This window comes from Sphingopyxis selenitireducens (assembly GCF_051550705.1).
Lineage (GTDB): Bacteria > Pseudomonadota > Alphaproteobacteria > Sphingomonadales > Sphingomonadaceae > Sphingopyxis.
Genome location: NZ_JBPULG010000001.1, coordinates 865,842 through 890,995, shown reverse-complemented (window position 1 = coordinate 890,995; position 25,154 = coordinate 865,842). Strand labels below are relative to the sequence as shown.

The following is a 25,154-nucleotide window of genomic DNA, read 5'->3' as shown; positions in this document are numbered from 1 at the left end:
CCTTGATGGGGGAGGCAGCGAGACTTGGCGATGCAATCGCCTGGTCGCAGCGGTGGGGGTGTGGCCTCGTCCCGAAGCGATGGTGCGAGGACGCGCCGTCACCCCCATCCAACTTCGCCTAATCGCCCGTGGCGATAAGGCTGCGTATCCCTCCCCCATCGAGGGGGAAGGCGGCTTCCCCAATCATCCCTGCAAACCCAGTCTGCGGATCGGCACAATGACCAGACCTTTCATATAGGTTGGAAAGCTGTCATATAGGTCTTCGACGGGCGGCTGAGACCGCCGTTTTTGGGGATGCCTGATGACCAAGTTCCGATTTGCCGCCGTTTCGACCTTCGTTCTCGCCGCCGCACTGGGCGCCGCGCCTGCTGTCGCGCAGGATAGCGCCGCCACTCCGGCCGCTGCCGAAGCCGAAGACGATGGCGTGATCGTCGTCACCGCGCGCAAGCGCGATGAAACGCTGGCCGATGTGCCGATTGCGGTCACCGCGATCGACGGCGACACGCTGACCGCGCGCGGGCTCAATTCGGTGCGCGAGGCGGCGGTTCTGTCGCCCGGCCTCAACATCAACAGCGACGGCACCGGCCGCGCCTTCGTTTCGATCCGCGGTGTCGGGGTGACGCTGGTGCAGAGCGTCCAGCCGGGCGTCGGGCTGTTCATCGACGGCATCTATCAACCGAATACGGCCTATCTCAACAATCCGCTGGTCGACGTCGAACGCATCGAAGTGCTGCGCGGGCCGCAGGGGACGCTGTACGGCAAGAACACGATGGGCGGCGCGATCAACGTCATCACGCGCCAGCCGGGCAATGATTTCGAAGTGCGCGCGAACGCGAGCTACGCCGGTCCCGACAATAGCTGGATGGTGTCGGGTTCGGTCTCGGGCCCGATCGTCACCGACAAGGTCGCGCTGCGCGTCGCTGCCGCGCATCGCCAGCAGGACGGTTTCCTGCGCAACAGCGTGATCGGCGGCGATGCCAATCCGTTCAACACCGATACGATCAACGCAACGCTGCGCGTGACGCCGTCGGACGATTTCACGCTGACGGTCAAAGGCTATTATGACTGGGTCGACGGGGTGAACACGCCCTATTCGCGGGTCACCGGGCCGAAGGATTATTCGCGCGACGTGCAGTTCAACACGCTCAACGCCGTGTCGTACAAATATCGCGGCATCAATGTGCGGGCAGAGGGCGATCTGGGCGGCGGGTCGAAGCTCAGCGTGATCGGCGCCTATGACATGCGCAACGGCTTTACGCCGGACGGCGAGGGCGATTTCGGACCGGCCAACATCGTCCGCACGGTCGCGCGCGACAGCCTGCGCACCATGACGCTCGAATCGCGGCTCGACAGCGAGTGGTCGGACCAGTTCTCCACGCTGTTCGGTGTATTCTATAGCAACGAGATGGTGCAGGCGCAGGCCCGCGACACGATTTCGCTCGGGGCCATCAACATCGTGCGCACCACCAGCGCAAAAAATGTCGCCGACACCTATGCCGCCTTCGGTACGGTTTTCTGGAAACCGAACCTCGACTGGGAAATCGCGCTCGGGGCGCGTTACGATCATGAAGATCGCGTCGCCAACGGATCGGTGTCGGGCGCGATCGTCCCCACCGCCCGCATCAAGTCGAGCGAATGGCAGCCCAAGCTGTCGGTCACGCGCAAATGGACGCCCGACCTGATGACCTATGTGTCGGTCGCGCGCGGCTATCGCGGCGGCGGGTTTAACGCGCCGACCGCGCCGACCCGCACCTATCGCGGCGATTCGGCCTGGACCTATGAAGCGGGCGCCAAATATGCCTCGCCGGGCCTCAATCTGTCGGCCAGCGTTTTCTACAGCGATTACAAGGATTATATCGGGCTCAACTCGATCGCTCCGGCGGCGGGCGGCGGGCTCGTCACCGTCGATCTCAATACCGGCGACGTCGAAAGCTATGGTGTCGAACTCGAAGCGATGGTCCGCCCGGTGCGGAACTGGACGCTGCGCGGCGGTCTGACCTGGATGCATGCGCGCATCACCGACGGTAGCGCCTATTTCGACACCACCAAGCGCCAGCTGTCGTCCGACCGCCTGACCTTCCAGCCCGACTGGACCGCAAGCTTCGCGACCGATTACCGGATCGAGACCGGCGGGGACACCGACCTGACGCTGAGCGCGGGCCTCGTCGGGAAGGGCAGCCGCCTCGCCGCGACGCTCAACGAGACGACCCCGACGATCCTCGACAGCTATTGGCTGACCAACGCGTCGATCGCCTATCGCACCGGCCCGATCGAGGTCGCGCTTTTCGCGAGCAACATCTTCAACACCGAATATTTCGAAAGCTATATCGAAAAGACGACGCTTCAGCTCGCCAACCTGCCGGCGTCTGACCTCGGTATCACCGGCGACCGCCGCCGTTATGGCGTGCGCGCCAGCCTGAAGTTCTGACCATGGCGGGAACGGCGCATACAGGGGAGCGCAAGCCGCTTCCCGCCAGTCTGGTGGCGGCGCTGGAGGAACGGTTTGGCGACCGTTTCCAGCGGAGCGAAGCGGTGCTGGGACAGCATGGATCGAGCGAATCGCATTTCGCGCCCGTGCTGCCCGACGCCGTCGTCTTCGCGACGTCGACCGACGATGTTGTCGCGCTGGTGCAGCTGTGCTCGGCCGCCGACATTCCGATCGTCCCGTTCGGCGCGGGGACCTCGATCGAGGGCAATGCGCTCGCGGTTCAGGGGGGTATCTCGCTCGACATGAGCCTGATGGACCGGATCGTCGCGGTGAATGCCGAGGATTTCGACTGCGTCGTCCAGCCCGGCGTGCGCCGCGAGGAGCTGAATGTCCATCTGCGCGATCAGGGGCTGTTCTTCCCGATCGACCCCGGCGCCAATGCGACGATCGGCGGCATGGCATCGACCCGCGCATCGGGGACCAACGCGGTGCGGTACGGAACGATGAAGGACGCCGTGCTCAGCCTCGAAGTCGTGACGCCGCAGGGCGAGGTGATCCGCACCGCGCGCCGGGCGCGCAAATCGGCGGCGGGTTATGACCTGACCAGGCTCTATGTCGGATCGGAGGGGACGCTTGGCATCCTGACCGAAGTGACGCTGCGCCTGCATCCGGTGCCCGACACCATATCGGCGGCGGTGTGCAGCTTCGACACGCTCGGCGGCGCGGTCGATACCGTCGTCCAGTCGATCCAGTGCGCGGTGCCGCTGGCGCGCGTCGAAATTCTCGACGCAAAGCAGATGATAGCCGTCAACCGCTGGTCGAAGCTCGACTATCCCGAAGCGCCGACGCTGTTCTTCGAATTTCACGGCAGCGCGGGCCACGTCGCCGAACAGGTCGAAACGGTAAAGTCGCTCGCCGAGGCGAACGGCGGCAGCGCGTTCAGCTGGTCGAACCTGCCCGAGGAGCGCACCCGGCTGTGGCGCGCGCGGCACGAGGCCTATTATGCCGCGATCAACATGCGCGCCGGCGCGATCGGCTGGGCCACCGACGTCTGCGTGCCGATCAGCCGGCTGGCCGAATGCATCGCCGAGACACATGTCGATCTCGATGCCGCCAGCGTCCCCGCGACGATCCTCGGTCATGTCGGCGACGGAAATTTCCACGTCATCTTTTCGATCGATCCCGACGCCCCCGAGGAAATGGCAGAGGTGGAGGCGATCAACGCCCGCCTCGTCGAGCGCGCGCTCGCGATGGACGGCACCTGCACCGGCGAGCATGGCATCGGCATCGGCAAGCAAGCATGGCTCGTCGCCGAACTGGGCGGCGCGGTCGAACAGATGCGGATGATCAAGCGCGCCCTCGATCCGCAAAATCTGCTCAACCCGGGCAAGATTTTCACACTTTGATGGCGACGCACGCCGAACCGCTCGCCGCGCCCGCTTCGCGCCTGACCGCGCCCGCGACGCTCGTCCCGCTGTTGCTGCTCGCGCTCGCGACGACGATGGGCTTCACCGCGCTCGGCAGCTTCGGCACGGTTCAGGAAAGCGCCAAGGCCGAACTGGGGCTGAGCGACGATGCGCTGGCCTTGATTCAGGGGCTGGGCGCCGCCGTGCCGATGGTGATTTTTTCGATCCCGATCGGCATCCTCGTCGATCGCCGCAACCGCGTGCGGCTGACCATCGGACTGGCGCTGCTCTGGACGCTCGGCACCTTGCTCACCGCTTTCGCGCCGAGCGCGGGGCTGCTCACCGCGGCGCGGATGCTCGTCGGCATCGGCTCGACCGGGGCGCTCACCGCTGCGCTCTCGCTATGCGCCGATTTTTGCGCGCCCGAACAGCGCGGTCGCGCCATGCTGATCGTCAATCTGGGCAAGGCGCTGGGCGTCGCGCTCGGCTTTGCGCTGACGGGCTGGCTGTTCGGATTGCTTACCGATTTCGATGCGCCGGGCTGGCTTGCCGGCCTCGCGCCGTGGCGCGGCGCGCATGTACTGCTGGCCGCGATCAGCGCGCTCTGCCTGCTGCCCCTGCTGTTCCTGCGCGAACCCGTGCGGCGCGAGGTCGAGGCGAGCCCCGATGCGCCGTTCCGCATCGTCGCCGCCGAACTGTGGGCGCGCCGCGCGTTTCTCGGGCCGCTTTTCGCGGGACAGGTTGCGGTCGTCATGGCCGACGTCGCGGCGACCGTGTGGGTCGCGCCGGTCCTGTCGCGCGATTTCGGGCTGCAGCCGCAGCAATTTGCCGGCTGGGTCGGCGCGCTGATGTTCGGCACCGGCGTCGCGGGTGCGGTGCTTGGCGGGATTTCCGCCGACCTGGGACAGAAGAGCCGCCGCCGCGGCGGCATCCTGCTGGGCGCGGTCATCGCGGCGGGGATCGGGGTGCCGGCCGCGCTGTTCCCGCTGATGCCCAGCGTGACCGGCCTTGCGGTCGCGCTGGGTGTGATGTCGATGTGCGGTGCGGTCACGGGGCTGGTGGTATCGGTCGCGCTGACCGTGATGCTGCCGAACGAGCTGCGCGGCCTTTGCATCGGCGCCTTCATTGCGATCGCCGGATTGATCGGATTCGGGCTTGCGCCATGGGTCGTCACGCGGGTGAGCGCGCTGATGGGCGGCGAGGCGATGCTGGCCGAGGCGCTGGCGCTGGTCGGCGTCATCGTCAGCGCCTTGTCCTTCTTTGCCTTCCTGCTCGCGATGCGGCGCGCGCCGGAACCTGTAAGATAGCTCTTGCAAAAGCTGTAAGATAGGTCTAGGCCGAACGCAGGGAGAGTTGGGCTATGCCTTCAAAACATCCGGTGATCGTGTCGCCAGAAATGACGACCTATATTGGCCGCGGAGCATGCGATCGCCTGTTGCTGCCGCCCGACGCGCTGCTGCTCGGCTTTGGCGATTTCGGCGAACTCATCGTCCGTATGCTGAGCTTTTCCGAGCTTGAGGCAGAGGAGCATCTGCTCGTTTTCGCGGTATCGCGCGGCGCCTGCCGCCGTCTGTTCGGCGATTTGCCCGATTCCGATGCGCGCTGGTATTTGCCCTCGGACCTCCGCGCGCTCGGCCAATCGATCGTCGCCCCCGATTGCGACGATGCGGCAGCGGACACGTTGCGCCTTGCGCGCAGCATCGAACTCCTCTGCCAGTTTTTCGCCGCGCTGCGTGCGGGGGATCTGGTTCCGGTAGAGGGCCCGTCGAGCCTGACCGAAGGCGACATCGCGCGGATCGCTGCGGCGCGGCAGATCGTCGATACGCGCTGGCATGAAAAGCTGACGATCGACAATATCGCCAAAAGCTGCGGCATAAACCGCGACAAGCTCACCCGCGGTTTTCGTGAACTATACCAATGCAGCATTGCAGAGGCGCTGAGCGAGCGCCGCCTGCGGCACGCGCGGCAAATGCTGGCTGCGAGCGACCTGCCGGTCGCGAGCATCGGCTATCGCTGCGGCTATCTCAACAACGCCAGCTTCACGCGCGCTTTCTCTCGCCGCTTCGGCATGGCGCCGACCGCCATGCGGCGCGTGGGAATTGCGGCATGACCGGGATGCTCGATCCCGGAGCGCGCGGCTCGCTGGTCGAACGGGCGGTCGAGTCGGTGCGCGATTTCATCCGTATCAACGACCTGAAAGTCGGCGACACCCTGCCGGGTGAGGGAAGCTTTGCGCAGCAACTCGGCGTCAGCCGCCCGGTGATGCGCGAGGCGTTCGGCGCGCTGGCCGCGCTCCGCCTCGTCGACGTCGGCAACGGCCGCAAGCCGCGCGTCGGCGCGATCGACGGATCGGTGATGGCGGCGTCGATGGGCCACGCGGTCAATACCGCGCAGGTCAGCCTGGCCGATGTGTGGGAGGTGCGGCGGACGCTCGAACTGCGCACCGCCGAACTCGCGGCAATCAACCGGAGCGACGAGCAGGCGCGCGCGATCCTCGCCGCGGCGCACGGCCTCTCGGTCGGTCATGACGAGGCGACGCGCACGGCCGCCGACACGGCTTTTCATCAGACGATCGCGGAAGCGAGCGGCAACCAGCTTTTCTATCAGATCGTCCGCTCGTTCGAGCAGTTGATGGCGGTCGCGATCCCGCGCGCCTGGGCGGGGCGGACGACGCACGAAGAGCGTAAGGAGACGCTCGCGCTGCACAATGAGGTCGCCGAAGCGATCGCGGCGCGCGATGCCGCAAGGGCGCGCTCCGCGATGGAAAGCCATTTCAACAACTCGATCGGCGAAATGCTCAGGGATCAATATTAAAGCGCATGTTGGCGGGCGTAGAACTGGGCGGCACCAAATGTATCTGCACGTTGGGCACCGGGCCCGACGATGTGCGGGCGCAGGTCGAGATTGCGACCAATAGTCCGGAAGAAACGCTCGCGGCGATCGCGCATGTTCTCGACGTGTGGGATTTCCGATCGCTCGGCATCGCCAGTTTCGGGCCGCTCGATCTCGACCGCACGTCGCCGAAATTCGGCAGCATCATCTCGACGCCCAAGCCCGGCTGGAGCGGTGCCGACCTCACTTCGCTGGCGCGCGGGATCCCCTTTGTCATCGACACCGATGTGAATGGTGCGGCGCTTGCGGAGGGGCTTTGGGGCGCGGCGCAGGGGCTCGCCAGCTGGGCCTATGTCACGATCGGCACGGGCATCGGCGTTGGTTCCATTTCCGGACGCCGGATATTGCGCGGAGCGGGCCATAGCGAGGCGGGGCATCAGCGCGTGCCGAAGCTGCCGGGCGACCTGTTCGAAGGATGCTGTGTCTATCACGGGGACTGCGTCGAGGGCTTGGCAAGCGGTCCGGCGATCGAGGCGCGCGCCGGAAAGCGGGGCCGGGATATTGCGTCAGACGACGACGCGTGGCGCCATGCCGCGCACGCGATTGCCTCCTTGTGTCACAATCTGGTGCTGACCACCCTGCCGCAACGCATCCTGATCGGCGGGGGTGTGGCGCTGGGTCAGCCGCAGTTGCTGGAGCTGATCCGCGAGTATCTCCAAAAGAGTCTGGGTGGTTACGGCGCCGACAGAGATTATGACCTTTTGATAGAAACGCCGGGCCTTGGAGCCTGTGCTGGCCCTTACGGGTCGCTCGCGCTGGCGCTGGACGCAGGGAAATAGCGTCTGAATTTTTCCGAAAGTCCGTAGCCGAAGGCCACGCCGAGACCGGCTACGGCCTATCAGCCGGTCGATGGTGCGGCCGCCGACACGTCGATTATCAGTAAAGCAAAGGCGGCTCTCGGCCATGTCGTGAATGGACGGGCCGTATGTTGCCGCTGTACGCTGTAGTTTCATATCTCGTCCAAGTAATATTCATGTCGACGAAATGATTGTCTTGATGGATTGCCAAAAACAATCTGGTAAGGCGCCATGATAATGATATGAAAAGCCGCATGAGGAGAGTGTCGATGAAATCGCTTACGGACCATCTTGCGCAATATGCCGCCTATCACCGCGATTCCCGTAATATTGTTACCCATGTGATCGGGATTCCAATGATCGTCGTTGCGGTTGCGATATTATTGTCGCGTCCGTCTTTGCTCCTGTTTGGCTGGCCCTTGTCGCCGGCCGTTCTGGTCGGCGTCGTCGGCTCGCTCTTCTATTTGCGGCTCGATCTGCGGTTCGGCGCCGTGATGACCCTGTTGCTCGCGTTGAGCGTGCTTGCCGGACAGATACTCGCGGCAGAATCGACCGCCGTGTGGCTGGGATGGGGGCTCGGCCTGTTTCTGGTCGGCTGGGTCATCCAGTTCGTCGGCCATTATTATGAGGGACGCAAACCGGCGTTCGTCGACGATGTGATGGGGCTTGCCGTCGGGCCGCTGTTCATCGTTGCCGAAGTCGCCTTCTGGCTGGGGCTGCGCGACGATGTGCGCCGCGTCGTCGAGGAACGCTCGGGCCCGGTTCGCGCCGCCACGCGCTGAGGGGCGGTGGGGCGAACGGCCCCGCTCGCGCTATTGCGGAAATTTCAGGAAGGACGAGACCTTCCCGCCGTTGCGCTCGCGATAATAGGTGACGAACGCATCGGCTGGCAGTGCTTTGGCATAGAGCCAGCCCTGAACGAATTCGACCCCGGCCTTGCGCAGATATTCCTCCTGCTCGGCCGTCTCGACACCCTCGGCGACGATATGGAATTTCAGGCTGTGCGCCATGTCGATGATATGCGGCGTCACGATGCTGGTCGCAGTATCCTTGCCGATCGCTGTGACGAAGCTCTGGTCGATCTTGAGTGCGTCGAGCGGCAGGGTTTCGAGCAGCGAGAGGCTGGAATAGCCGGTGCCGAAATCGTCGACCGCGACCATATGCCCTTCGGCACGGGCCGCCTCGATCGTCCGGCGCGCCGCTTCGGCATCCATAAAGCCCCGCTCGGTCGCCTCCAGCCAGATTTGCGACGGCGCGACCCCGGACCGCGCCAGTGCGGCTTTCAGAACCGGCAGAAAGCGTCCGCTTTCCATGTCGCTGGCGGCGATATTGATCGCGACATGGACCGATCGTTCGGTGGTCAGCATGTGCGCCATATCCTCGACGACGCGTTCGATCAGCAGATCGGTGATGCCCGCGATCAGGCCGGTTTCTTCGGCCAGCGGCAAGAACAGGTCGGGGGCGATCCATTTGCCGTCGGGGCCGCGCCACCGGATCAGCGCTTCGGCGCCGACGCATAATCCGGTCGAAAGTTCGATGATCGGTTGATAATGCGCGATAAACTCGCGCTTGCGGATCGCGTGTGCCAGTTCCTTTTGCGGCGAAAGCCGGTCGCGCGATACCCAGGCGATCACCCCGATCAAAATGGCGGACACGATCAGCCCGATCGGGATCAGCAGCCGCAGTTCGCGGCCCAGATGGTCCTCGATCGCCGAGCGGTCGCTGATCGCAAAGGCGATCAGCGTCGGTGTGCTTGCGGCCGCGAACATATGCTGATCGTCCATCCCGCTGGCCGCCGTCCGGGTCAGCCGCGCGACGAGGCGCGGATCGGCCTGGCCCGACAGGGCGATCAGCCGCCCCTTCCGGGTCGCGACGCCCACCGTCATATGGCTGTCGAGCAGGACATCGACCATGCGCTGCGGCTGGATCAGCGCGTTGTGCGTGCCATCGCTGAGCACCAGCATTTTGCCGCCCCGGCTGATGCGGGGCATGATATCGAAATACAGGCTTTGCCCGTTCGCAAGCCGCTCATGCGGCTTGCCCTGGGGCACGATATCCTGAACCGGGCCCCAGCTGGTGCATGCCAGCCTTCCGCCCTGATAATAGCCGATTTCCTCGACCGAGCGCACATCGACCGCCAGCTGGCGCATCCGAGCAATATGCGCTTCTGTGCAGTTGCCCAGCCCCGTCAGCTGCTCCAGGCTGTTCCCGGCTTCGTTCAGCGTCCGGTCGGCCCGCGTCAGCGTCCACCGCGCATATTCGGCAAGATGGTCCTGCTCGGCCCGCGTCGCTCGGGCCTGCGAGAGATAGGCCATCGCCGCAAGCGGCGCGACGCCGGCGCAAATCGCCAGGCATGCCGCAATGATCAAGATCGTTCGTCGCTGCATGCTGGTCCTCGCCCGACCTGTTCAGGATGCCGTTTGCCACATTGTCGCGACACTGACATCCATCTGTCCCAATCGGACAAATGCCTAACCGATCGGTCTTCGCAAGGGAATTGCCGCAGCCGTGCGATTTTGCCGGGCGGCGCGGGCACGATCAGTCGCGGCTTTCGCTCGTCTGGGCGCGACCATCTTGTCAATTAAATTGATTGAGTTAATGTTGCGGCGTCGGGACGTACACGAGTCGACCGGGCCGATGTCCATTTTCGATAAGAGGAGAGTGCCCATGGCCAGCAAGGCCGAGACCCCCGATCTGTTCGATACCGCCCGTTCGCTGGGCATTGCGATTCTGCCTTCGACCCCGACGATCGGGGCCGAAATCGGCGGGCTCGACCTCAACCGGCCGCTGTCGTCCGAAGAGGGCGATCTGCTCCGCAACGCCTGGCTCGAATTCAAAGTCCTCTTTTTTCGCGATCAGGACATCAGCTATGAAAGCCATGTCCGGCTGGGGCAGTTTTTCGGCGAGATCGAAGGCCATCCGGTGATCCCGCATGTCCCGGGTTATCCCGAGGTGCTGCGGATCGAGGGGGTCGAGGGCGTCCAGCTTTCGGCGGACACGCTCGCGCCCTTTCAGGCTTATAACAAATGGCACACCGACGTGACCTTCCGCGAGCGGCCGTCGATCGCGTCGATCCTGCGCGCGCGGACCCTGCCGCCGCTGGGCGGCGATACGATGTGGGCCGACACCGCCGCCGCCTATGCCGGTCTGCCGCAAGCGGTGAAGGACCGGATCGAGGGGCTGGAGGCCGAACATGACATCGTGCGCAGCTTCGGCGGCCGGGTGTCGGAGGAAAAGCGCGCACAGCTTGCCCGCGACTTCCCGCCGGTCCGCCATCCCGTCGTGCGCACCCATCCCGAAACCGGCGAGAAGATCCTGTACGTCAATTACACCTTCACCAGCCGCATTGTCGGGCTGGAAGAGGATGAGAGCGACAGCCTGCTTCGCCTGCTGTTCGACCGCATCAAGGTGCCCGAATATCAGGTGCGTTTCCGCTGGACCCCCAATGCCATCGGCATCTGGGACAACCGGTCGACCCAGCATTATGCGGTCGGCGATTACTGGCCTGCGCACCGCGTGCTCGAACGCGTCACCGTCTCGGGCGATGTGGTGCGCCCGTGAATTTCGTCGGGACCGAGCTTCACCATCCGCGTCCGCGCCTGCGCACCGCGACCCGCGTCGCGATCGTCGGCGCGGGCTTTTCGGGGACCTTGCTCGCGATCAACCTTGTCGAGCAGGCCGATGTCGAGGTGCTGCTGATCGAGCGCGACCGGCACCGGATGGGCGGCGGGGTCGCGTATAGCAGTTCGGATTCGGCGCATTTTCTGAACGTGCGCGCCGCGAATATGAGCGCCTTTGCCGACCGCCCCGACCATTTCTGCCAATGGCTGGAGGCGCGCGGGCTGGGGTGCGGCAATGCCTTTGTCACCCGCGCGACCTATGGCCGTTATTTGCGCGAAACGCTGGCCGCCGCGATGGAGCGTCACAGCCGCCGGTTGAAGCTGATCGATGACGAAGTACTCGATATCGAGGAAAAGCGCGGACAGGTGACGCTGGGGCTCGTCAACGGCGGGCTGGTTGAGGCCGACCGCGCGGTGCTGGCCATCGGCAATCTGCCGCCGCACGACCCGCCCGCTCTCGCGGGGGCGGGCCTTCCGGCGCATCGCTATATCGGCGACCCGTGGGCGGCGCCCTTCGACGAGGGCTTGCCGCGCGATGCGCCGCTGCTGGTCGTCGGCACCGGGCTCACCGCGATCGACGTCATTCTGCGGCTGGCTTCGCGCGGCTTTACCGGCCCGATCACCGCCTTGTCGCGCCGCGGGCTGCGCCCGCACCGCCACCTCGACGGGCTTCCCGCGCCGCGCCCGGTGCTCGCCAAGCCCGCGCCCGAGCTTTCCGAGCTGGTGGGCTGGGCGCGCGGCGAAGCCGGGACACGCGACTGGCGGCTGGTCGTCGACTCAATCCGCCCGATCACCCAGATGATGTGGGCGTCCGCCGATGCCGGAAAGCGCGCGCGCTTCCTGCGTCACCTCCGTCCCTTCTGGGACGTCCATCGCCACCGGCTGGCGCCCGATGTGGCCGACCGGATCGACGCGCTGGTCGCATCGGGACAATTGCATTTTCGCGCGGGCAAGATCGCCGATGTGGCGGTCGAGCGCGATGGTCTGGCCATATCGTGGCGGCCGCGCGGGGAAGCGGGGCTGGAAACGACGCGCGCGGCGCGGATGATCAATTGCACCGGCCCGCAGGGCGATCTGCTCCGCTCGTCCGACCCGCTCGTCCGCCATATGCTGGCGAAGGGGCGCATCCGTCCCGATGCGCTGCGGCTGGGGCTCGACATCGATCGCGACAGCCATGTCGTCGATGCCCAGGGCCGCGCGTCCGAGCATATATTGGCGATCGGCCCGATGACGCGCGGCGATTTGTGGGAAGTCGTCGCCGTCCCCGACATTCGCATTCAGGTGAGCGCGCTCGCGCGGCGGCTGGTCAACGCCCACTGGATGGGCGGCGAGGGGCTTTAGCCGCCGGGCGTGTCCTCGCCGTCGATGCCCTGATATTTGAGCTGGAGATAGCGTTCGCGCGTTGCGAGCTTGTCGAGATCGCCCGCAGCGAGGCTCCGCGCCGCATTGCCGATTTCGCTTTCCAGCATTTTCAGCCCGCCGACGAGCGTTTCGTCGGGGGTGCGCCCGGCATGCGCTTCCTTGCGGAGGCCCGCCGGGATGCGCTGATAGCCCGCGACCAGTTCGGGCAGATCTTCGCCCACCAACTTGCGGATATTTGCCGCCGCCGGGCTCGCCGCATCGAGCGTCTGGAGCTGCGGCGCGAGCAGGTCGAGCTGGACCCCGATGTCGTCGACCAGCGTCTTGGCCGGCGCGGGCAGCATCGGGCGCTGCGCCTCCAGCCAGATTTCGGTGCGCCCCGCGAGCTGTTTCAGATCGGTCTTGGGCAGATCGGCCTGGCGCGGCTCAGGGAAGGGCGGCCATTTGCCGAACAATACCCCGACCCCGACCAGCAAAACGATCAGCGCGAGCAGGCCGAGGAAACCGAGCGGCTGGATCAATGTCCCGAACAAGGCGGCGCCGACGAGCACCACCCCGCCCGCGACGAGAATGCGCCCGAGCTTCTTGAAAATATGCTGCCGGCGCAACGCGACGCTTTTCGTCCCGATCGGGCGGCGGCGTTCGCGCGATCTCTCGATCGCCGATGTCGCCGAAATCCGGATCTTGTCGACTTCGCTCATCGTCATGGGCGCCTCAGGCTTCGAGCGACGCGAGCGGGCTGTCGGCACCGCCGACGCTTGCCTGCGCCTGCGATGCGCCCTCGGCGCGCGCGATATAGCCCTTCGACTTCGCGACTTCGCCCTCCAGCGTGTTCACCGTCGTCTTCATGCTGTCGAGCGCCTTCAGCTTGAACGTGTCGATCGCGTCCATCGTGTCATAGATATTCTGGAAGGCGCGCTGGAGCGTTTCCATCGGGATCGTGCTCGACGCCGCCTGTTCGTGGATGCGCGCGGTATTGTCCTTCAGCATCTTCGACGTGCCGTCGATGATGTTCGCGGTCGTGGTGTTGAGCGCGGTGATCTGTTCGAGCACCAGCTTCTGGTTCGTCATCGCCTGCGCGACGGTGATCGCGGTCTTCAAGGCGCCGACCGTCGTCGTCGAGGCGCGTTCGACCCCCTTCACCAGCTCGACATTATTCTTTTTGACGAGGTCGAGCGCGAGATAACCCTGCACCGTCACCGCCATTTGCGTGAGCAGATCCTGCGTCCGCTGGCGCGCATAGAAGAGCGCATTTTCGCGCAGCACCTTGGCCTTGGCCGGATCGATCCCGTCGAGTTCGTTGGCCTTGGCTTCCAGCTTCGCGTCGAGCGTGCCGGCGATATGGACCATCTGTTCCAGCTTGCCCATCGCTTCCCACAGCTTGCGGCGTTCGACGTCGATGGCGGCATTGTCCATCAACAGCTCGTCCTTGCCATTGGCAAGCGCGGTCAGGATGCCGCCGATATGCGTCTGTGCGCTGCGATATTGGGCGAAATAATTGCCGACCTTGTTGCCCAGAAGCTTGTCGAAAAAGCCACGCTTGGTCAGGAACTTGCCGTTCGCCGACGGATCGAGCCGTTCGACGGTGTTGCGCAGTTCGATCAGATTCTGGCCGATGTCGGTGTCGCGGTCCATCGCCTTGATCGGGCGGTCGAGGAAACGGTTCGACTGGTTCGCCGCCTCCAGCATTTCCTTGCGGCCCATATTGGTGATCTGATCGACCTTCTGGCCGAAGGCGGGCGAGTTGACGTCCTGCGCGACCAGATCGTCGATGAATCCGTCGACGCGTTCCTCAAGCTTCGATTTCTGCTCGCCCGACAGCGGGACAAGCCCGGCCGCCTTTTCGGGTGAGACCGCCGGCACCGGATCGGGCGGGGTCAGCTTCAGCTCGTCGGTGACCGTTGCGGTTGCAGTTGCTTCGCTCATTCGTCTTCCTTCCACCCCGATGCCTCTGCCTATATGGCATGCGGGTCTGTGTTGTTCAAGCACTACACCTGCGCTGATCGATTCAACACGGGTGCGATCCACGCCGACAGGATCAGCTGCGCCATATGATAGACGAGGATCGGGACCAGTACCATGCCGGCCACCGCGGGCGGGAACAGCGTCGCCGCCAGCGGCGCGCCGACCGCGATGCTTTTCTGCGCGCCCGAAAACAACAGGGTGATGCGGTCGGGCCGCCGAAGCCGCAGCAGCGCCCCGAAAAGCCACGCGCAGCCAAAGGACAGCGCAAGAAAAAGAACGACGACGCCCATGACGATGCCAATCTCGCGCCCGTCGAGCAAATCCCAGATGCCCGCGACCACCGCCGCCGAAAAGGCGACATAGACCGCGATGGCGATCGCGCTGCGATCCATGAAGGTCGCAAGGCCGCGATGCGCGAGCACCCACGGGCGCAGCCAGCGCTGCGCAAACTGCCCGGCGATGAAGGGCAGCAGCAGGATCGCGACGATGCGCAGCGCCCCGGCGCCGCTGATCTCGCCCGCGCTGCCCGCAAGCGCGGCGAAGAGCAAGGGCGAGACGATCACCCCGCTAAGGTTGAGCAATGCCGCGGCGACGACGCTTGCGGCGACATTGCCGCCGGCAAGGCTGCTCGCCGCGGTTGCCGACTGAACGGTCGAGGGCAATATGCCGAGGAAGAGGAAGCCGAGCGCCAGCGTCGCGGGCAGCAACGACGCGGTCGCCGCCTGTGCCGCCAACCCGAGCAGCGCCATCGCGCCGAAACAAAAGGCCAGCGCGCCGCCCTGCAGCTTCCAGTTGCGGATGCCGTGCAGCACTTCATCCCGCGGCAAGCGGACGCCGTTCAGGAAAAAGAGAAAGACGATCGCGGCGGTCGACAGCCCCTGCGCGATCGGCACCGCGCCGCCGCGCACCGGCAGCAGGCTGGCGAGCAGGATCGTCGCCAGCAGCAGGGGGACGAAACGGTCGGGGAAGATACGGGACAGCATGGGGCCGCGATGCCGGGATGCGGGGCGGTTGGCAAGTAAACCAATCCTCCCTGTCGCGAAGCGATGGGGAGGTGGCAGCGCGAAGCGCTGACGGAGGGGCAATTCTTGCCAAGGTTGCGCCCCTCCACCATCCGCTTCGCGGACGGTCCCCCTCCCCATGCCTGCGGCACAGGGAGGATTGGATAATCCGGCAAGTCGCGTAAACCGCCACCATGGCCCATATCCTCATCCTCGCCGCGCTCCCCGAAGAGGCCGACGCGCTCTTCCCCAACACCTGCGCTCGCGACGCCGACCCCTTCGCGGCCCGCCGCCTCGTCGTCGATCGCCACAACCTCACCATCGCGACCTGCGGCCTCGGCAAGGTCAACGCCGCGCTCTGCGCTGGCATGCACGGCGCAGACGCCGATATGCTGCTGATGACCGGAACCTGCGGCGCGCTCGGCGCCGCCCCGGGGGCCTATTGGATCGCCGAGGCGGTGCAGCACGACTATGGCGCCGCCCAGCCCGGCCTATTCCGCCGCTACCGCGCCGGCGAATGGCCGATCGGCGAGCCGGGTGAGGCGCATTTCACCGCCATGCCGGACCCCGGCCTCGACCTGCCGCACGCGCGCATCGCCAGCGGCGACAGCTTCGTCGCCTGCCCCGACGCCGCCGCCGATCTTGCAAATCATGTCGGCGCGACGCTGGTCGATATGGAGGTCGGCGCGGTCGCGCAGGTCGCGGCGCGGCTGGGCAAGCCGTGGGCGGCGATCAAGGCGGTCACCGACGAAGCGAACGACGCGAGCGACGGTGATTTCCAGGCGAATTTGATCCGCGCGGCGCGAATGGCTGCGGAGCAGGTCGAGCGGCTAACGCGCCTATTGGCATATGTCTGAATCGTTCTAAAAAGAAGCGAGCTAACAACGACGGAAATTGCGGGGAGGCAAAGTGTCGGGAAAATTACTTATCGTTCCTCAAAATTGGCGGGAATATGTGGCATGCCTCATAATCGTGGGTATTTGTCCTTTGCTCCCAATATTTGCAGAGCTTATGGTGAAAGGAAGCGCAAACACGTCGTCGCTGCTGATATCTTCAGCCATATATTGCCTATCGATCGGGTTCGTCACGAAAAGCATCATGCTCTTTGCCGTTTCGATACCGAATCTGTTCATTTTGACCTTCCTCCACGGCATCACATTTTCGAAGTATGAATCGCCGGGGCTTATTCCGGAAGGTTATCACTGGTTTGCCGTCGCGACGATCGTGATATGGTCGGTCATTCTTATACTATCGAAGTATAATGAGCATGTCATAGATGGAAAGCTGTTCTGGGAATTGGGACGGGAATAGGATGGAAATCGAAATCGCCTTGATGGCCGCCATATTGTCCATGACAGTTTCGCTCACGGCATTGATATCGTCGGCGTCGAAATTTATCGCGCAAAAGAAAACCCGCGATGTCTTTGCTCGTGTGGTCGAGGAAGCTGTCTCCAAGGATCCAGACGTCAACCATGCGCTACGGCATAGCAATATATCCTCCGACAAAATGGGAACCCGATTTAATAAAGACGACATGGATGCGGTAAAGAGAGTGATCGAAGTCGCGATCAAGGAAATGGACAGGGCGGAGCGGCATTTGGTCAGAGAAAAGCTTCAGGAAATGAATGAAGTTTCTTTTTCAAGATATATGCGGACATTGAGTTACAAGCTGTCAGGAAACAGGTCGGTGATCGGGCTGCTCGTCCGGCGAATTTTCAAGGGCAGTATCCTATCGGGAAATCGCTGACATTTTCGCCGCGCCATCCCTCAATCATAACTCAAATGCGTCGCCTTCCCCCGGAAGATCCAGTGCGCGAGGATCGAATATCCCAAAATCACGGGCAGCACGAACACCGCCCCCGCCAAAATGATCATCAGCGATTCCGGGCTCGCTGCCGCCTGCCAGATGTCGAGCCGGTCGGCGATCAGATAGGGGTAAAAGCTGTACGCAATGCCGACAAAGCCCAGCGCGAACAGCACGCCCGCGGTTGCCAGCGGCACCCATGACAGTTCGTCCTTGGGGCGCAGCGGGCGGCGCAGGAAGATGGCGAGGCCGATGAACAGGGTCGCGGCGGCGATCGGGATCGGCAGCAGCGCGATAATCTCGGGCAGGCGGAACCAGCGGTCGAAGATGCGCTCCGACAAGAGCGGCGTCGCGATTGAGATGATCGCCATCGCGAGCGCGGTCAGCCACAGCGTGACCTCGGCCCAGCGCACCGCGCGCTTTTGAAGCTCGCCCTCGACCTTGTAGATCAGCCAGCAGGCGCCGACGAACAAATAGCCGGCGACAAGGCCGAGCGCGGCGAGCAGGCAGAAAAGCACCGACGAAAGGCTCTGGTCGAACCCCAGCACATAGGCGCCGAGCATATAGCCCTGGCACAGCGCGGTGATCAGCGAGCCATAGAAGAAGGCCGCATCCCAGCGATGCTTTTGTTCGGGCGGCGCCTTGGCGCGAAATTCGAAACTGACGCCGCGCAGGATCAGCGCGACGAGCATCAGGACGACCGGCAGGTAAAGCTGGGTCAGGATCAGCCCGTGCGCAACCGGAAAGGCGACGAGCAGCAAGCCGATGCCCAGCACCAGCCATGTCTCGTTGGCATCCCAGAAAGGGCCGATCGAGGCGACCATCAGGTCGCGATTCTCGTCCTTTTCCAGCCGCGTCAGCATGCCGACGCCCAGATCATAGCCGTCGAGAATGACATAGAGCAGGATCGACAGCCCCATCAGCCCGGCAAAGATCACCGGCAACCACCATGCGTCGAAAAAGGGGGTCATGACTTTACCTCCAGCGCTTCGGCGGGGCCTTCGCCGCCGCCGGGCAGCGGAAACATCGGCTTCGCGCCGGGCGCCGCCTTGCCGAGCCGGGCGAGACGATAAAGGACCGCAATATAGGCGGCGAGCAGCACGGCATAGACGGTGAGATAGAGCGCGAGCGAGCTGGCGACCATGCCGGCGCCGATCGGCCCGACGGCATCGGCGGTCTTGAGGACACCGGTGACGAGCCACGGCTGGCGTCCGATTTCGGTGACATACCAGCCGGCGAGCGTCGCGAGCCAGCCCGAAAAGGTCATTGCGACGAGCATGCGGGCGAGCCAGCGCGGCAGCGCATCGACCCCGCGCCGTGCGATCGTCCAGCTCGCGGTCCAGGCGGTCAGCAGCATCAGCACCCCGATCCCGACCATGATGCGAAAGCCCCAGAACAGCGGGGCGACCGGCGGATGATTGCCCTCATAATCGTTGAGCCCCGGGACGACGCCCGCCGCTTCATGTTTCAGGATCAGGCTGGCGCCCGAGGGGATGGCGATTTCCAGATGGTTGGTGCGCGCCTTTTCATCGGGGATCGCGAAAAGGACCAGCGGGACATGGCTGCGCGTTTCCCAATTCGCCTCCATCGCCGCGACCTTCTGCGGTTGATGCTCCAGCGTGTTGAGCCCGTGCATGTCGCCGACGAAAATCTGCACCGGAACCAGCAGCGCGGCGGCGTAGATGGCGGCTTTCAGCGTGCGGCGGACGCCTTCGCCGCCGCCGTCCTTCAGCCAGCGCCAGGCCGACATCCCCGCGATCAGAAAGGATACGGTGAGCGCCGAGGCGAGCAGCATATGGGTCAGCCGATAGGGCATCGACGGGTTGAAGATGATCGCCCACCAGTCGGTCGCATGGACGATGCCGTCGCGCAGCTCGTAACCGGCGGGGGTCTGCATCCAGCTGTTGAGCGCGATGATCCAGAAGGCCGACAGCGTCGTGCCGCCCGCGACGAGGCAGGTCGCCATCGTGTGCACCCAATTGGGGACGCGCCGGAAACCGAAGAGCATGATGCCGAGGAACACGGCCTCGAGGAAAAAGGCGGTCAGCACTTCATAGGCGAGCAAAGGCCCGGCGACATTGCCGACCCGCTCCATATAGCCCGGCCAGTTGGTGCCGAACTGAAAGCTCATCGTGATGCCCGAGACGACCCCCATCGCGAAGCTCAGCGCAAAAATCTTCACCCACAGGCGATAGGCGTCCATCCACGCTTCATTCTGCGTGCGATTATAGGCGAGCTTGAAACCGAGCAGCGCCCAGCCGAGCGAGATGGTGATCGTCGGGAACAGGATGTGGAAACTGATATTGGCCGCGAACTGGATGCGGGCGAGCATCAATGGATCGATCGCGTCCATGCCTAGCGTCCCCTGTCCGACAGCAAATCGCTGTCCGCCTGGGCACCGCCACGCCCAAGTATGCGGTCCTTGAACTCCAGCGCCTTTACCACATGCGACCCCAAACGCAAAAGCTGGAGCAGGCGTTCATTGTCGAGACGCCTCATTTCTGCGTACCAGTCGGTCAGCAGTTCGATCTGTTCGTGCATCGCCGCGATCCGCTCCTGCGCGTGGCGGTCGGCGGGGTCGTGCGCGGGTTCGATCAGCAGTCCGCGCAGCATCGACAGCGTCGGGTCGATCTCGCGCTTCTTGCGTTCTTCGACCAGCGTGCGGAAGATCGCCCAGACGTCACGCGGCGTCTCATAATAGTCGCGCCGGTCGCCGGGAAAATGCCGCAGCTGGACGAGGTTCCAGCTGGCGAGCTCCTTCAGGCCCATCGACACGCTGCCCCGCGACAGGCTCAGCGCTTCGCTGATTTCCTCGGCATGGCGCGGCACTTCGGCGAGGAAGAGCATCGCGTAAATCTGTCCGACGGTGCGGTTGATCCCCCAGCGGCTTCCCATCTCGCCGAAATGCAGGACGAACGCCTGCGCAAGCGGGGAGAGCCGGAACGGCGCAGACGGGGAGGCTGGGGAACCGGGCGCGGGGCCGGGTGCAGGGCTGGGGGCGGGGGGCGTGTCCATGGTCTCGCGCAATAGGCTTTTATTTCTGAAGTTTCAATAATTATTGAAACTTCACGCCGGACCCATCCCCGATGTGGGCAATGATAGACAAATTGCGCGACCCCGGCAATTTTGTTGCGCCGCAGCACGGCTTCTGTTAGGGGCGCGGCGTTATGCGGCGCTCCGCGCGCGGCCCTCAATCATCAAGGTAAAATCCGCATGTCTTTGCGCAATATCGCCATCATCGCGCACGTCGATCATGGCAAGACCACCCTCGTCGATCAATTGTTCCGCCAGTCGGGCACCTTCCGTGACAACCAGCGCGTCGAAGAACGCGCGATGGATTCGAACGATCTGGAAAAGGAACGCGGGATCACCATCCTCGCGAAATGCACCAGCGTCGAATGGGGCGAGGGCGATGACACGACCCGCATCAATATCGTCGACACCCCGGGTCACGCCGACTTCGGCGGCGAAGTGGAGCGCATCCTGTCGATGGTCGACGGCGTCATCCTGCTCGTCGATTCGGCCGAAGGCCCGATGCCGCAGACCAAGTTCGTGACCGGCAAGGCGCTGGCGCTCGGCCTCAAGCCGATCGTCGTCGTCAACAAGATCGACCGCAGCGACGCGCGCGCCGCCGAAGTGCTCGACGAAGTGTTCGAGCTTTTCCTCGCGCTCGAAGCCAATGACGAACAGCTCGACTTCCCGATCCTCTATGCTTCGGGCCGCGGTGGCTATGCCTCGGACAGCCCCGACGCGCGCGAGGGCACGCTCGAGCCGCTGTTCAAGACGATCGTATCGCACGTCCCGACCCCGGGCCTCGACGAAGATGCGCCTTTCACCTTTCTTGCGACTTTGCTCGACCGCGACAATTTCATCGGTCGCATCCTGACCGGCCGCGTCCAGTCGGGGACGGTCAAGGTCAACCAGCCGGTCCACGCGCTCGACATGGACGGCAAGGTTATCGAAACCGGCCGCGCCTCGAAGCTGCTGGCGTTCCGCGGGCTCGACCGCGTCCCCGTTGAAGAAGCCAAGGCGGGCGACATCGTCGCGATCGCGGGCCTGACCAACGCAACCGTCGCGAACACCATCGCCGACACCAGCGTCAGCGAACCGATCGCCGCGCAGCCGATCGATCCGCCGACGCTGTCGATGCGCTTTGCCGTGAACGATTCGCCGATGGCGGGCCGTGAAGGCAGCAAGGTCACGAGCCGCATGATCCGCGACCGCCTGCTTCGTGAAGCCGAGACGAACGTCGCGATCCGCATCACCGAAAGCGCCGACAAGGACAGCTTCGACGTCGCGGGCCGCGGCGAGCTTCAGCTGGGCGTGCTCATCGAAACGATGCGCCGCGAAGGCTTCGAACTCGGCATCAGCCGCCCGAAGGTGCTGTTCGGCGAAGACGAAAATGGCAAGCGCACCGAACCGTATGAAACCGTCGTCATCGACGTCGACGACGAGCATTCGGGCACGGTTGTCGAAAAGATGCAGATCCGCAAGGCCGACCTCACCGACATGCGTCCGTCGGGTGGCGGCAAGACCCGCATCACCTTCAGCGGTCCGTCGCGCGGCCTGATCGGCTATCATGGCGAATTCCTGTCCGACACGCGCGGCACCGGGATCATGAACCGCCTGTTCGAGAAGTACGGGCCGCACAAGGGCGTGATCGAAGGCCGGAAGAATGGCGTGCTGATCTCGAACGGCAATGGCGAAGCCGTGGCTTATGCGCTCGGCCCGCTCGAAGAGCGCGGCATCCTGTTCGTCTCGCCCGGTGAGGCGCTGTACGAAGGGATGATCATCGGCGAGAATGCGAAGCCCGACGACCTCGAAGTCAACCCGATGAAGTCGAAGCAGCTCACCAACTTCCGTTCGACCGGCAAGGACGACGCGATCCGCCTGACCCCGCCGAAGCGGATGACGCTGGAGCAGGCGATTGCTTATATCGACGATGATGAAATGGTCGAAGTGACGCCGAAGAACATCCGCATCCGCAAGGCGATCCTCGATCCGAACGAACGCAAGAAGGCGTCGCGGAAGAAGGAAGCGGCATAAGAAACAGACCGGCGGCCCCATCGGCCGCCGGTTTTTCTTTGGCTGAAAGGTGCGCTGAGGCGCTGTGGGCCGAGCGGCCATAAGCCGACGGCGCGCGCTGAAGGCGCGGACTTTGTCACCGAAGCACAAGATACCCAAATCTGTCTGGCGGAGGTCGAAGGCGAGCCGGGGCGTTGATCCCCGGCCTGGCGCGCGGCGAGGTTGCGCCGGCGTCGTTCCGGGCGCAGCGGCGTCCGATAGCATGGCGGAAATGAGAAGCGGCGGCGCGGGGCGAAAAAAGGGGCCGGCGCGCCAGGCGCCAGCCCCTGATTTTGATGCGGAGCGGATCAGAAGCGCGCGTTGACGCTGACCCAATAGCTGCGTGCCTTGTCCTTATTGTTGTAATGGTCGACGTAGGTCGGCGCCGGATAGACGCCGCCCACCGGATTGCCGAATACCGCGTCATAGCCGCGGAAGTCCTGGTTAAGCAGATTGTTGACCCGGCCGCTGAGCGTCAGATGGTCGTTCAGGCGATATTGGGCGCCGAAGTTCAGCACGGTGTAGCTCTTGTAATAAAGCAGCGAGCCGTTGGTGGCGAGGGTGCCGCGATAGCGCCGCGAACGATGCTCGGCCGAGAGTTGCGTCGACAGGCCGTCGAGCGGTTCCCAGTCGATGGTCGCGTTCGCCATATGCTTTGCCGACTGGGTGAGCGGCTCGCCCTTCGAAGCGCCGCTGAGCTGCTTGCTGTCGGTGTAGGTATAGTTGGCGCGGATCGAGAGGCCGTCGAAAAATTCGTAACGGCCGGCGACTTCGGCGCCCTTGATCCGGGCCTTGTCGACGTTGAACGGGATGCTGATCGAACTGCCGAGTCCGAGCACTTCCCAATAGTCGCCGAGGTTGGCGCAGGGGCGCACGAAATTGGTGACCGCGCACGGCTGGACGAGCGTCGTGTCGATCTTGTCCTTGAACTTGTTGTGGAACAGCGTGACGTTGATGCCGCTGGCGGCGGTCGGGTTCCAGTAGAGCGCGATCTCGCTGTTGACGCTGGTTTCGGGCTTGAGGTCGGGGTTGCCGATGAAGGGGCTGGTGCCCTGGCCGCCGAAGCCGCGGATGCCGTCATAGAGATCGGTAGTCTTGGGGGTCTTGTACCCCGTGCTGACGCCGCCCTTCACCGTCAGGGTCGGGGTGATGGTGTAATTGGCATAGAGGCGCGGGCTGAAGTGGCCGCCGAAGAGGTTGTGATTGTCGTAGCGGACGCCGCCGGTGATCGAGAAGCCGTCGAACGGGGTCCAGTTGTCCTCGGCGAACAGCGACCAGATCTTGTGATCCTGCACCGCCTCGATGCCGCCGACCGAGGCTTCGAGCCCGAACACGCCGTCATCGAGCGTGCCGTCGATATATTGGCCGCCGATCACGAAATTGTGGCGGCCGGCGAGATTGTCGACCGGAATGTCGACGCGGGCGTCGAGCGTATATTGCGCGCTTTCGAGCTTGCGGAGCGGGCGCGGCAGGAAGGTTTCTGCGGCGAGCGCGCGGCGCGCGGCGGTGGGCATGCCGGCATAGGCGCCGGTTCCGCTGAACATCTGTTGCAGCAGCTGCCGTTCGGCGACCGAGAAGGGCATGGTACGGCCCTTGTTGTTCGTCTCGATATAGGCAAGCGACAGGAAACTGCGGGCAAAGCCCCAGTCGCCATGATACGTCCCGGCCCAGCTCAGGCGGTCGAAGACCTGATTCTCGGTATAGCCGACGCGCGGCTGTACGATGCCGCCGGTGGCGCGCCAGATGCTTTCGATGCCGTCGAGGGTGCCCAGCGGATAGCTGATCGCACCGGTGTCGGGATCGACGATCGGCGTATTGTCATACACCTGTTTCGAATAGTCGATGTCGAAGGTGAAGCTGTGATCGGGCGAAGGCGTGAAGTTGATCGAGCCGCCATAGCTGCGGTTGGTGTTCTGCACCGTCTTGCCGCCGCCGCCGAAGCCGAGGCCGCGGACGTGCGGCTGTCCGGCGGGGTCGAGGGTCGGTGCGAAATCGGGTTCCGACGGATAGCGCTTGTAATAGGATCCGCGCAGTTTCACACCGATGAGGCCGGGCACGATCGGGCCGCTGACGGCGGCGTCGAAGGTCATGTCGTCGCCGAAATCGGTGTCTTCCTGGATGCTGCGGCCGAAGGTTGCCGATCCGGTCCAGCGGTCCAGCACCTTTTTGGTGATGATATTGATCACGCCGCCGAGCGCATCGGCGCCATAGAGGGTCGAGGCGGGACCGCGGATAACCTCGATACGCTCGATCGTGTCGAGCGGCGGGATGTGGTTGAACTGATTGCCGCCGAAGCTGTTCGGATAAATGTCGCCATGATTATTCTGGCGCCGTCCGTCGATCATGATGAGCGTATAGTCGGACCCCATGCCGCGAATGCTGATCGTCCGCTGGCCGGTCTTGTCGGAGGTTTCGCCGACATCGACGCCCTCGATGTCGCGAACCGCGTCGATGAGCGTGATATAGGGACGCTGGCGCAGTTCCTCGGCAGTGACCACGGTGATGCTGGCCGGCGCGTCGGTGATCTTCTGCTCATAGCCTGCGGCGGTGACGACGATATCGCTGCCGGGCGCAGCATCGTCCTCGGCTGCAGCCGCCGGCGTGGCGAGAAAGGCCGCGATGGCGGCGGCGCTGGCGCCGCGCGCGGCAGGCGAAAGAAGAGACTTGATCACGGAATACCCCCGATAATGCGAATAATTATCATTTGACATTTGCGGGGCGAACTGGTGCGGACAGGGCGCCGCGTCAATCGTGAAGATGCCAACGCAGCGCTGGAGCAATGCTTTGTTACAAACGACCATCATCGATCGCGCAACGC

Annotated in this window: 20 protein-coding genes; 12 read left to right on the top strand and 8 right to left on the bottom strand. The window is 64.2% G+C overall.

Annotation, left to right across the window (positions count from 1 at the left end; all coding sequences use genetic code 11):
• Positions 1–301: 301 nt before the first annotated feature.
• The 7 genes from ACSYDV_RS04145 (at position 302) to ACSYDV_RS04115 (ending at position 8,305) form a co-directional block, all read left to right on the top strand.
• Positions 302–2,428 (top strand): TonB-dependent receptor, encoded by a 2,127-nt coding sequence (locus ACSYDV_RS04145; protein ID WP_438322471.1) that lies wholly within the window; start codon positions 302–304, stop codon positions 2,426–2,428.
• 2 nt (positions 2,429–2,430) lie between these two features.
• The gene (locus tag ACSYDV_RS04140; protein ID WP_438322470.1) at positions 2,431–3,834 is read left to right on the top strand and encodes an FAD-binding oxidoreductase; all 1,404 of its coding nucleotides are present in this window, start codon (positions 2,431–2,433) and stop codon (positions 3,832–3,834) included.
• Positions 3,834–5,141: an MFS transporter gene (locus ACSYDV_RS04135; protein ID WP_438322469.1), complete on the top strand. Its 1,308-nt coding sequence runs from the start codon at positions 3,834–3,836 to the stop codon at positions 5,139–5,141. Before ACSYDV_RS04140 ends, ACSYDV_RS04135 begins: the two co-directional genes overlap by 1 nt.
• A gap of 53 nt (positions 5,142–5,194) precedes the next feature.
• Complete coding sequence (locus tag ACSYDV_RS04130) at positions 5,195–5,944, top strand: helix-turn-helix transcriptional regulator (protein WP_438322468.1); 750 nt, start codon at positions 5,195–5,197, stop codon at positions 5,942–5,944.
• Complete coding sequence (locus ACSYDV_RS04125; RefSeq protein WP_438322467.1) at positions 5,941–6,648, top strand: FadR/GntR family transcriptional regulator; 708 nt, start codon at positions 5,941–5,943, stop codon at positions 6,646–6,648. The genes ACSYDV_RS04130 and ACSYDV_RS04125 overlap by 4 nt, the downstream gene beginning before the upstream one ends.
• 5 nt (positions 6,649–6,653) lie before the next feature.
• Positions 6,654–7,505 (top strand): ROK family protein, encoded by an 852-nt coding sequence (locus ACSYDV_RS04120; protein WP_438322466.1) that lies wholly within the window; start codon positions 6,654–6,656, stop codon positions 7,503–7,505.
• Positions 7,506–7,792: 287 nt separating this feature from the next.
• Positions 7,793–8,305 carry an Mpo1 family 2-hydroxy fatty acid dioxygenase gene (locus ACSYDV_RS04115; RefSeq protein ID WP_438322465.1) on the top strand — a complete coding sequence of 171 codons (513 nt, stop codon included), beginning with the start codon at positions 7,793–7,795 and terminating at the stop codon, positions 8,303–8,305.
• A gap of 30 nt (positions 8,306–8,335) precedes the next feature.
• Here the strand turns inward: ACSYDV_RS04115 and ACSYDV_RS04110 are convergent, their stop codons facing one another.
• The gene (locus tag ACSYDV_RS04110) at positions 8,336–9,910 is read right to left on the bottom strand and encodes an EAL domain-containing protein (protein WP_438322464.1); all 1,575 of its coding nucleotides are present in this window, start codon (positions 9,908–9,910) and stop codon (positions 8,336–8,338) included.
• A 280-nt stretch (positions 9,911–10,190) separates the two neighbouring features.
• Between ACSYDV_RS04110 and ACSYDV_RS04105 the strand changes: the two genes are divergently transcribed.
• Both ACSYDV_RS04105 and ACSYDV_RS04100 read left to right on the top strand, forming a co-directional pair.
• The gene (locus ACSYDV_RS04105) at positions 10,191–11,084 is read left to right on the top strand and encodes a TauD/TfdA dioxygenase family protein (protein ID WP_438322463.1); all 894 of its coding nucleotides are present in this window, start codon (positions 10,191–10,193) and stop codon (positions 11,082–11,084) included.
• Positions 11,081–12,484, top strand: a complete 1,404-nt coding sequence (locus ACSYDV_RS04100; protein ID WP_438322462.1) for an FAD/NAD(P)-binding protein — start codon at positions 11,081–11,083, stop codon at positions 12,482–12,484. Before ACSYDV_RS04105 ends, ACSYDV_RS04100 begins: the two co-directional genes overlap by 4 nt.
• Here ACSYDV_RS04100 and ACSYDV_RS04095 read toward each other — a convergent pair.
• From ACSYDV_RS04095 to ACSYDV_RS04085, 3 genes are all read right to left on the bottom strand, one after another.
• A complete protein-coding gene (locus ACSYDV_RS04095) occupies positions 12,481–13,203 on the bottom strand; it encodes a hypothetical protein (protein WP_438322461.1) in 723 nt (240 codons plus the stop codon). The genes ACSYDV_RS04100 and ACSYDV_RS04095 overlap by 4 nt on opposite strands.
• A gap of 13 nt (positions 13,204–13,216) precedes the next feature.
• Positions 13,217–14,428, bottom strand: a complete 1,212-nt coding sequence (locus tag ACSYDV_RS04090) for a toxic anion resistance protein (RefSeq protein WP_438322460.1) — start codon at positions 14,426–14,428, stop codon at positions 13,217–13,219.
• Positions 14,429–14,490: 62 nt separating this feature from the next.
• Positions 14,491–15,450, bottom strand: a complete 960-nt coding sequence (locus ACSYDV_RS04085) for a bile acid:sodium symporter family protein (RefSeq protein WP_438322459.1) — start codon at positions 15,448–15,450, stop codon at positions 14,491–14,493.
• 212 nt (positions 15,451–15,662) lie between these two features.
• On the opposite strand from ACSYDV_RS04085, the gene ACSYDV_RS04080 reads away from it, so the two are divergent.
• Complete coding sequence (locus ACSYDV_RS04080; RefSeq protein WP_438322458.1) at positions 15,663–16,325, top strand: 5'-methylthioadenosine/S-adenosylhomocysteine nucleosidase family protein; 663 nt, start codon at positions 15,663–15,665, stop codon at positions 16,323–16,325.
• 455 nt (positions 16,326–16,780) lie between these two features.
• A complete protein-coding gene (locus tag ACSYDV_RS04075) occupies positions 16,781–17,215 on the top strand; it encodes a hypothetical protein (RefSeq protein WP_438322457.1) in 435 nt (144 codons plus the stop codon).
• Between the two features lie 20 nt (positions 17,216–17,235).
• Here ACSYDV_RS04075 and ACSYDV_RS04070 read toward each other — a convergent pair whose 3' ends face one another.
• From ACSYDV_RS04070 to ACSYDV_RS04060, 3 genes are read right to left on the bottom strand one after another with little or no spacing between them, the layout of a single operon-like run.
• Positions 17,236–18,243: a cytochrome d ubiquinol oxidase subunit II gene (locus tag ACSYDV_RS04070; protein WP_438322456.1), complete on the bottom strand. Its 1,008-nt coding sequence runs from the start codon at positions 18,241–18,243 to the stop codon at positions 17,236–17,238.
• A complete protein-coding gene (locus ACSYDV_RS04065; protein WP_438322455.1) occupies positions 18,240–19,625 on the bottom strand; it encodes a cytochrome ubiquinol oxidase subunit I in 1,386 nt (461 codons plus the stop codon). Before ACSYDV_RS04065 ends, ACSYDV_RS04070 begins: the two co-directional genes overlap by 4 nt.
• A gap of 2 nt (positions 19,626–19,627) precedes the next feature.
• Complete coding sequence (locus ACSYDV_RS04060; RefSeq protein WP_438322453.1) at positions 19,628–20,287, bottom strand: GbsR/MarR family transcriptional regulator; 660 nt, start codon at positions 20,285–20,287, stop codon at positions 19,628–19,630.
• A 198-nt stretch (positions 20,288–20,485) separates the two neighbouring features.
• Between ACSYDV_RS04060 and typA the strand changes: the two genes are divergently transcribed.
• Positions 20,486–22,318, top strand: a complete 1,833-nt coding sequence (gene typA, locus ACSYDV_RS04055; protein ID WP_438322452.1) for a translational GTPase TypA — start codon at positions 20,486–20,488, stop codon at positions 22,316–22,318.
• 326 nt (positions 22,319–22,644) lie between these two features.
• On the opposite strand, the gene ACSYDV_RS04050 is transcribed toward typA, so the two are convergent.
• Positions 22,645–25,008, bottom strand: a complete 2,364-nt coding sequence (locus ACSYDV_RS04050) for a TonB-dependent receptor domain-containing protein (protein WP_438322451.1) — start codon at positions 25,006–25,008, stop codon at positions 22,645–22,647.
• Between the last annotated feature and the right edge of the window lie 146 nt (positions 25,009–25,154).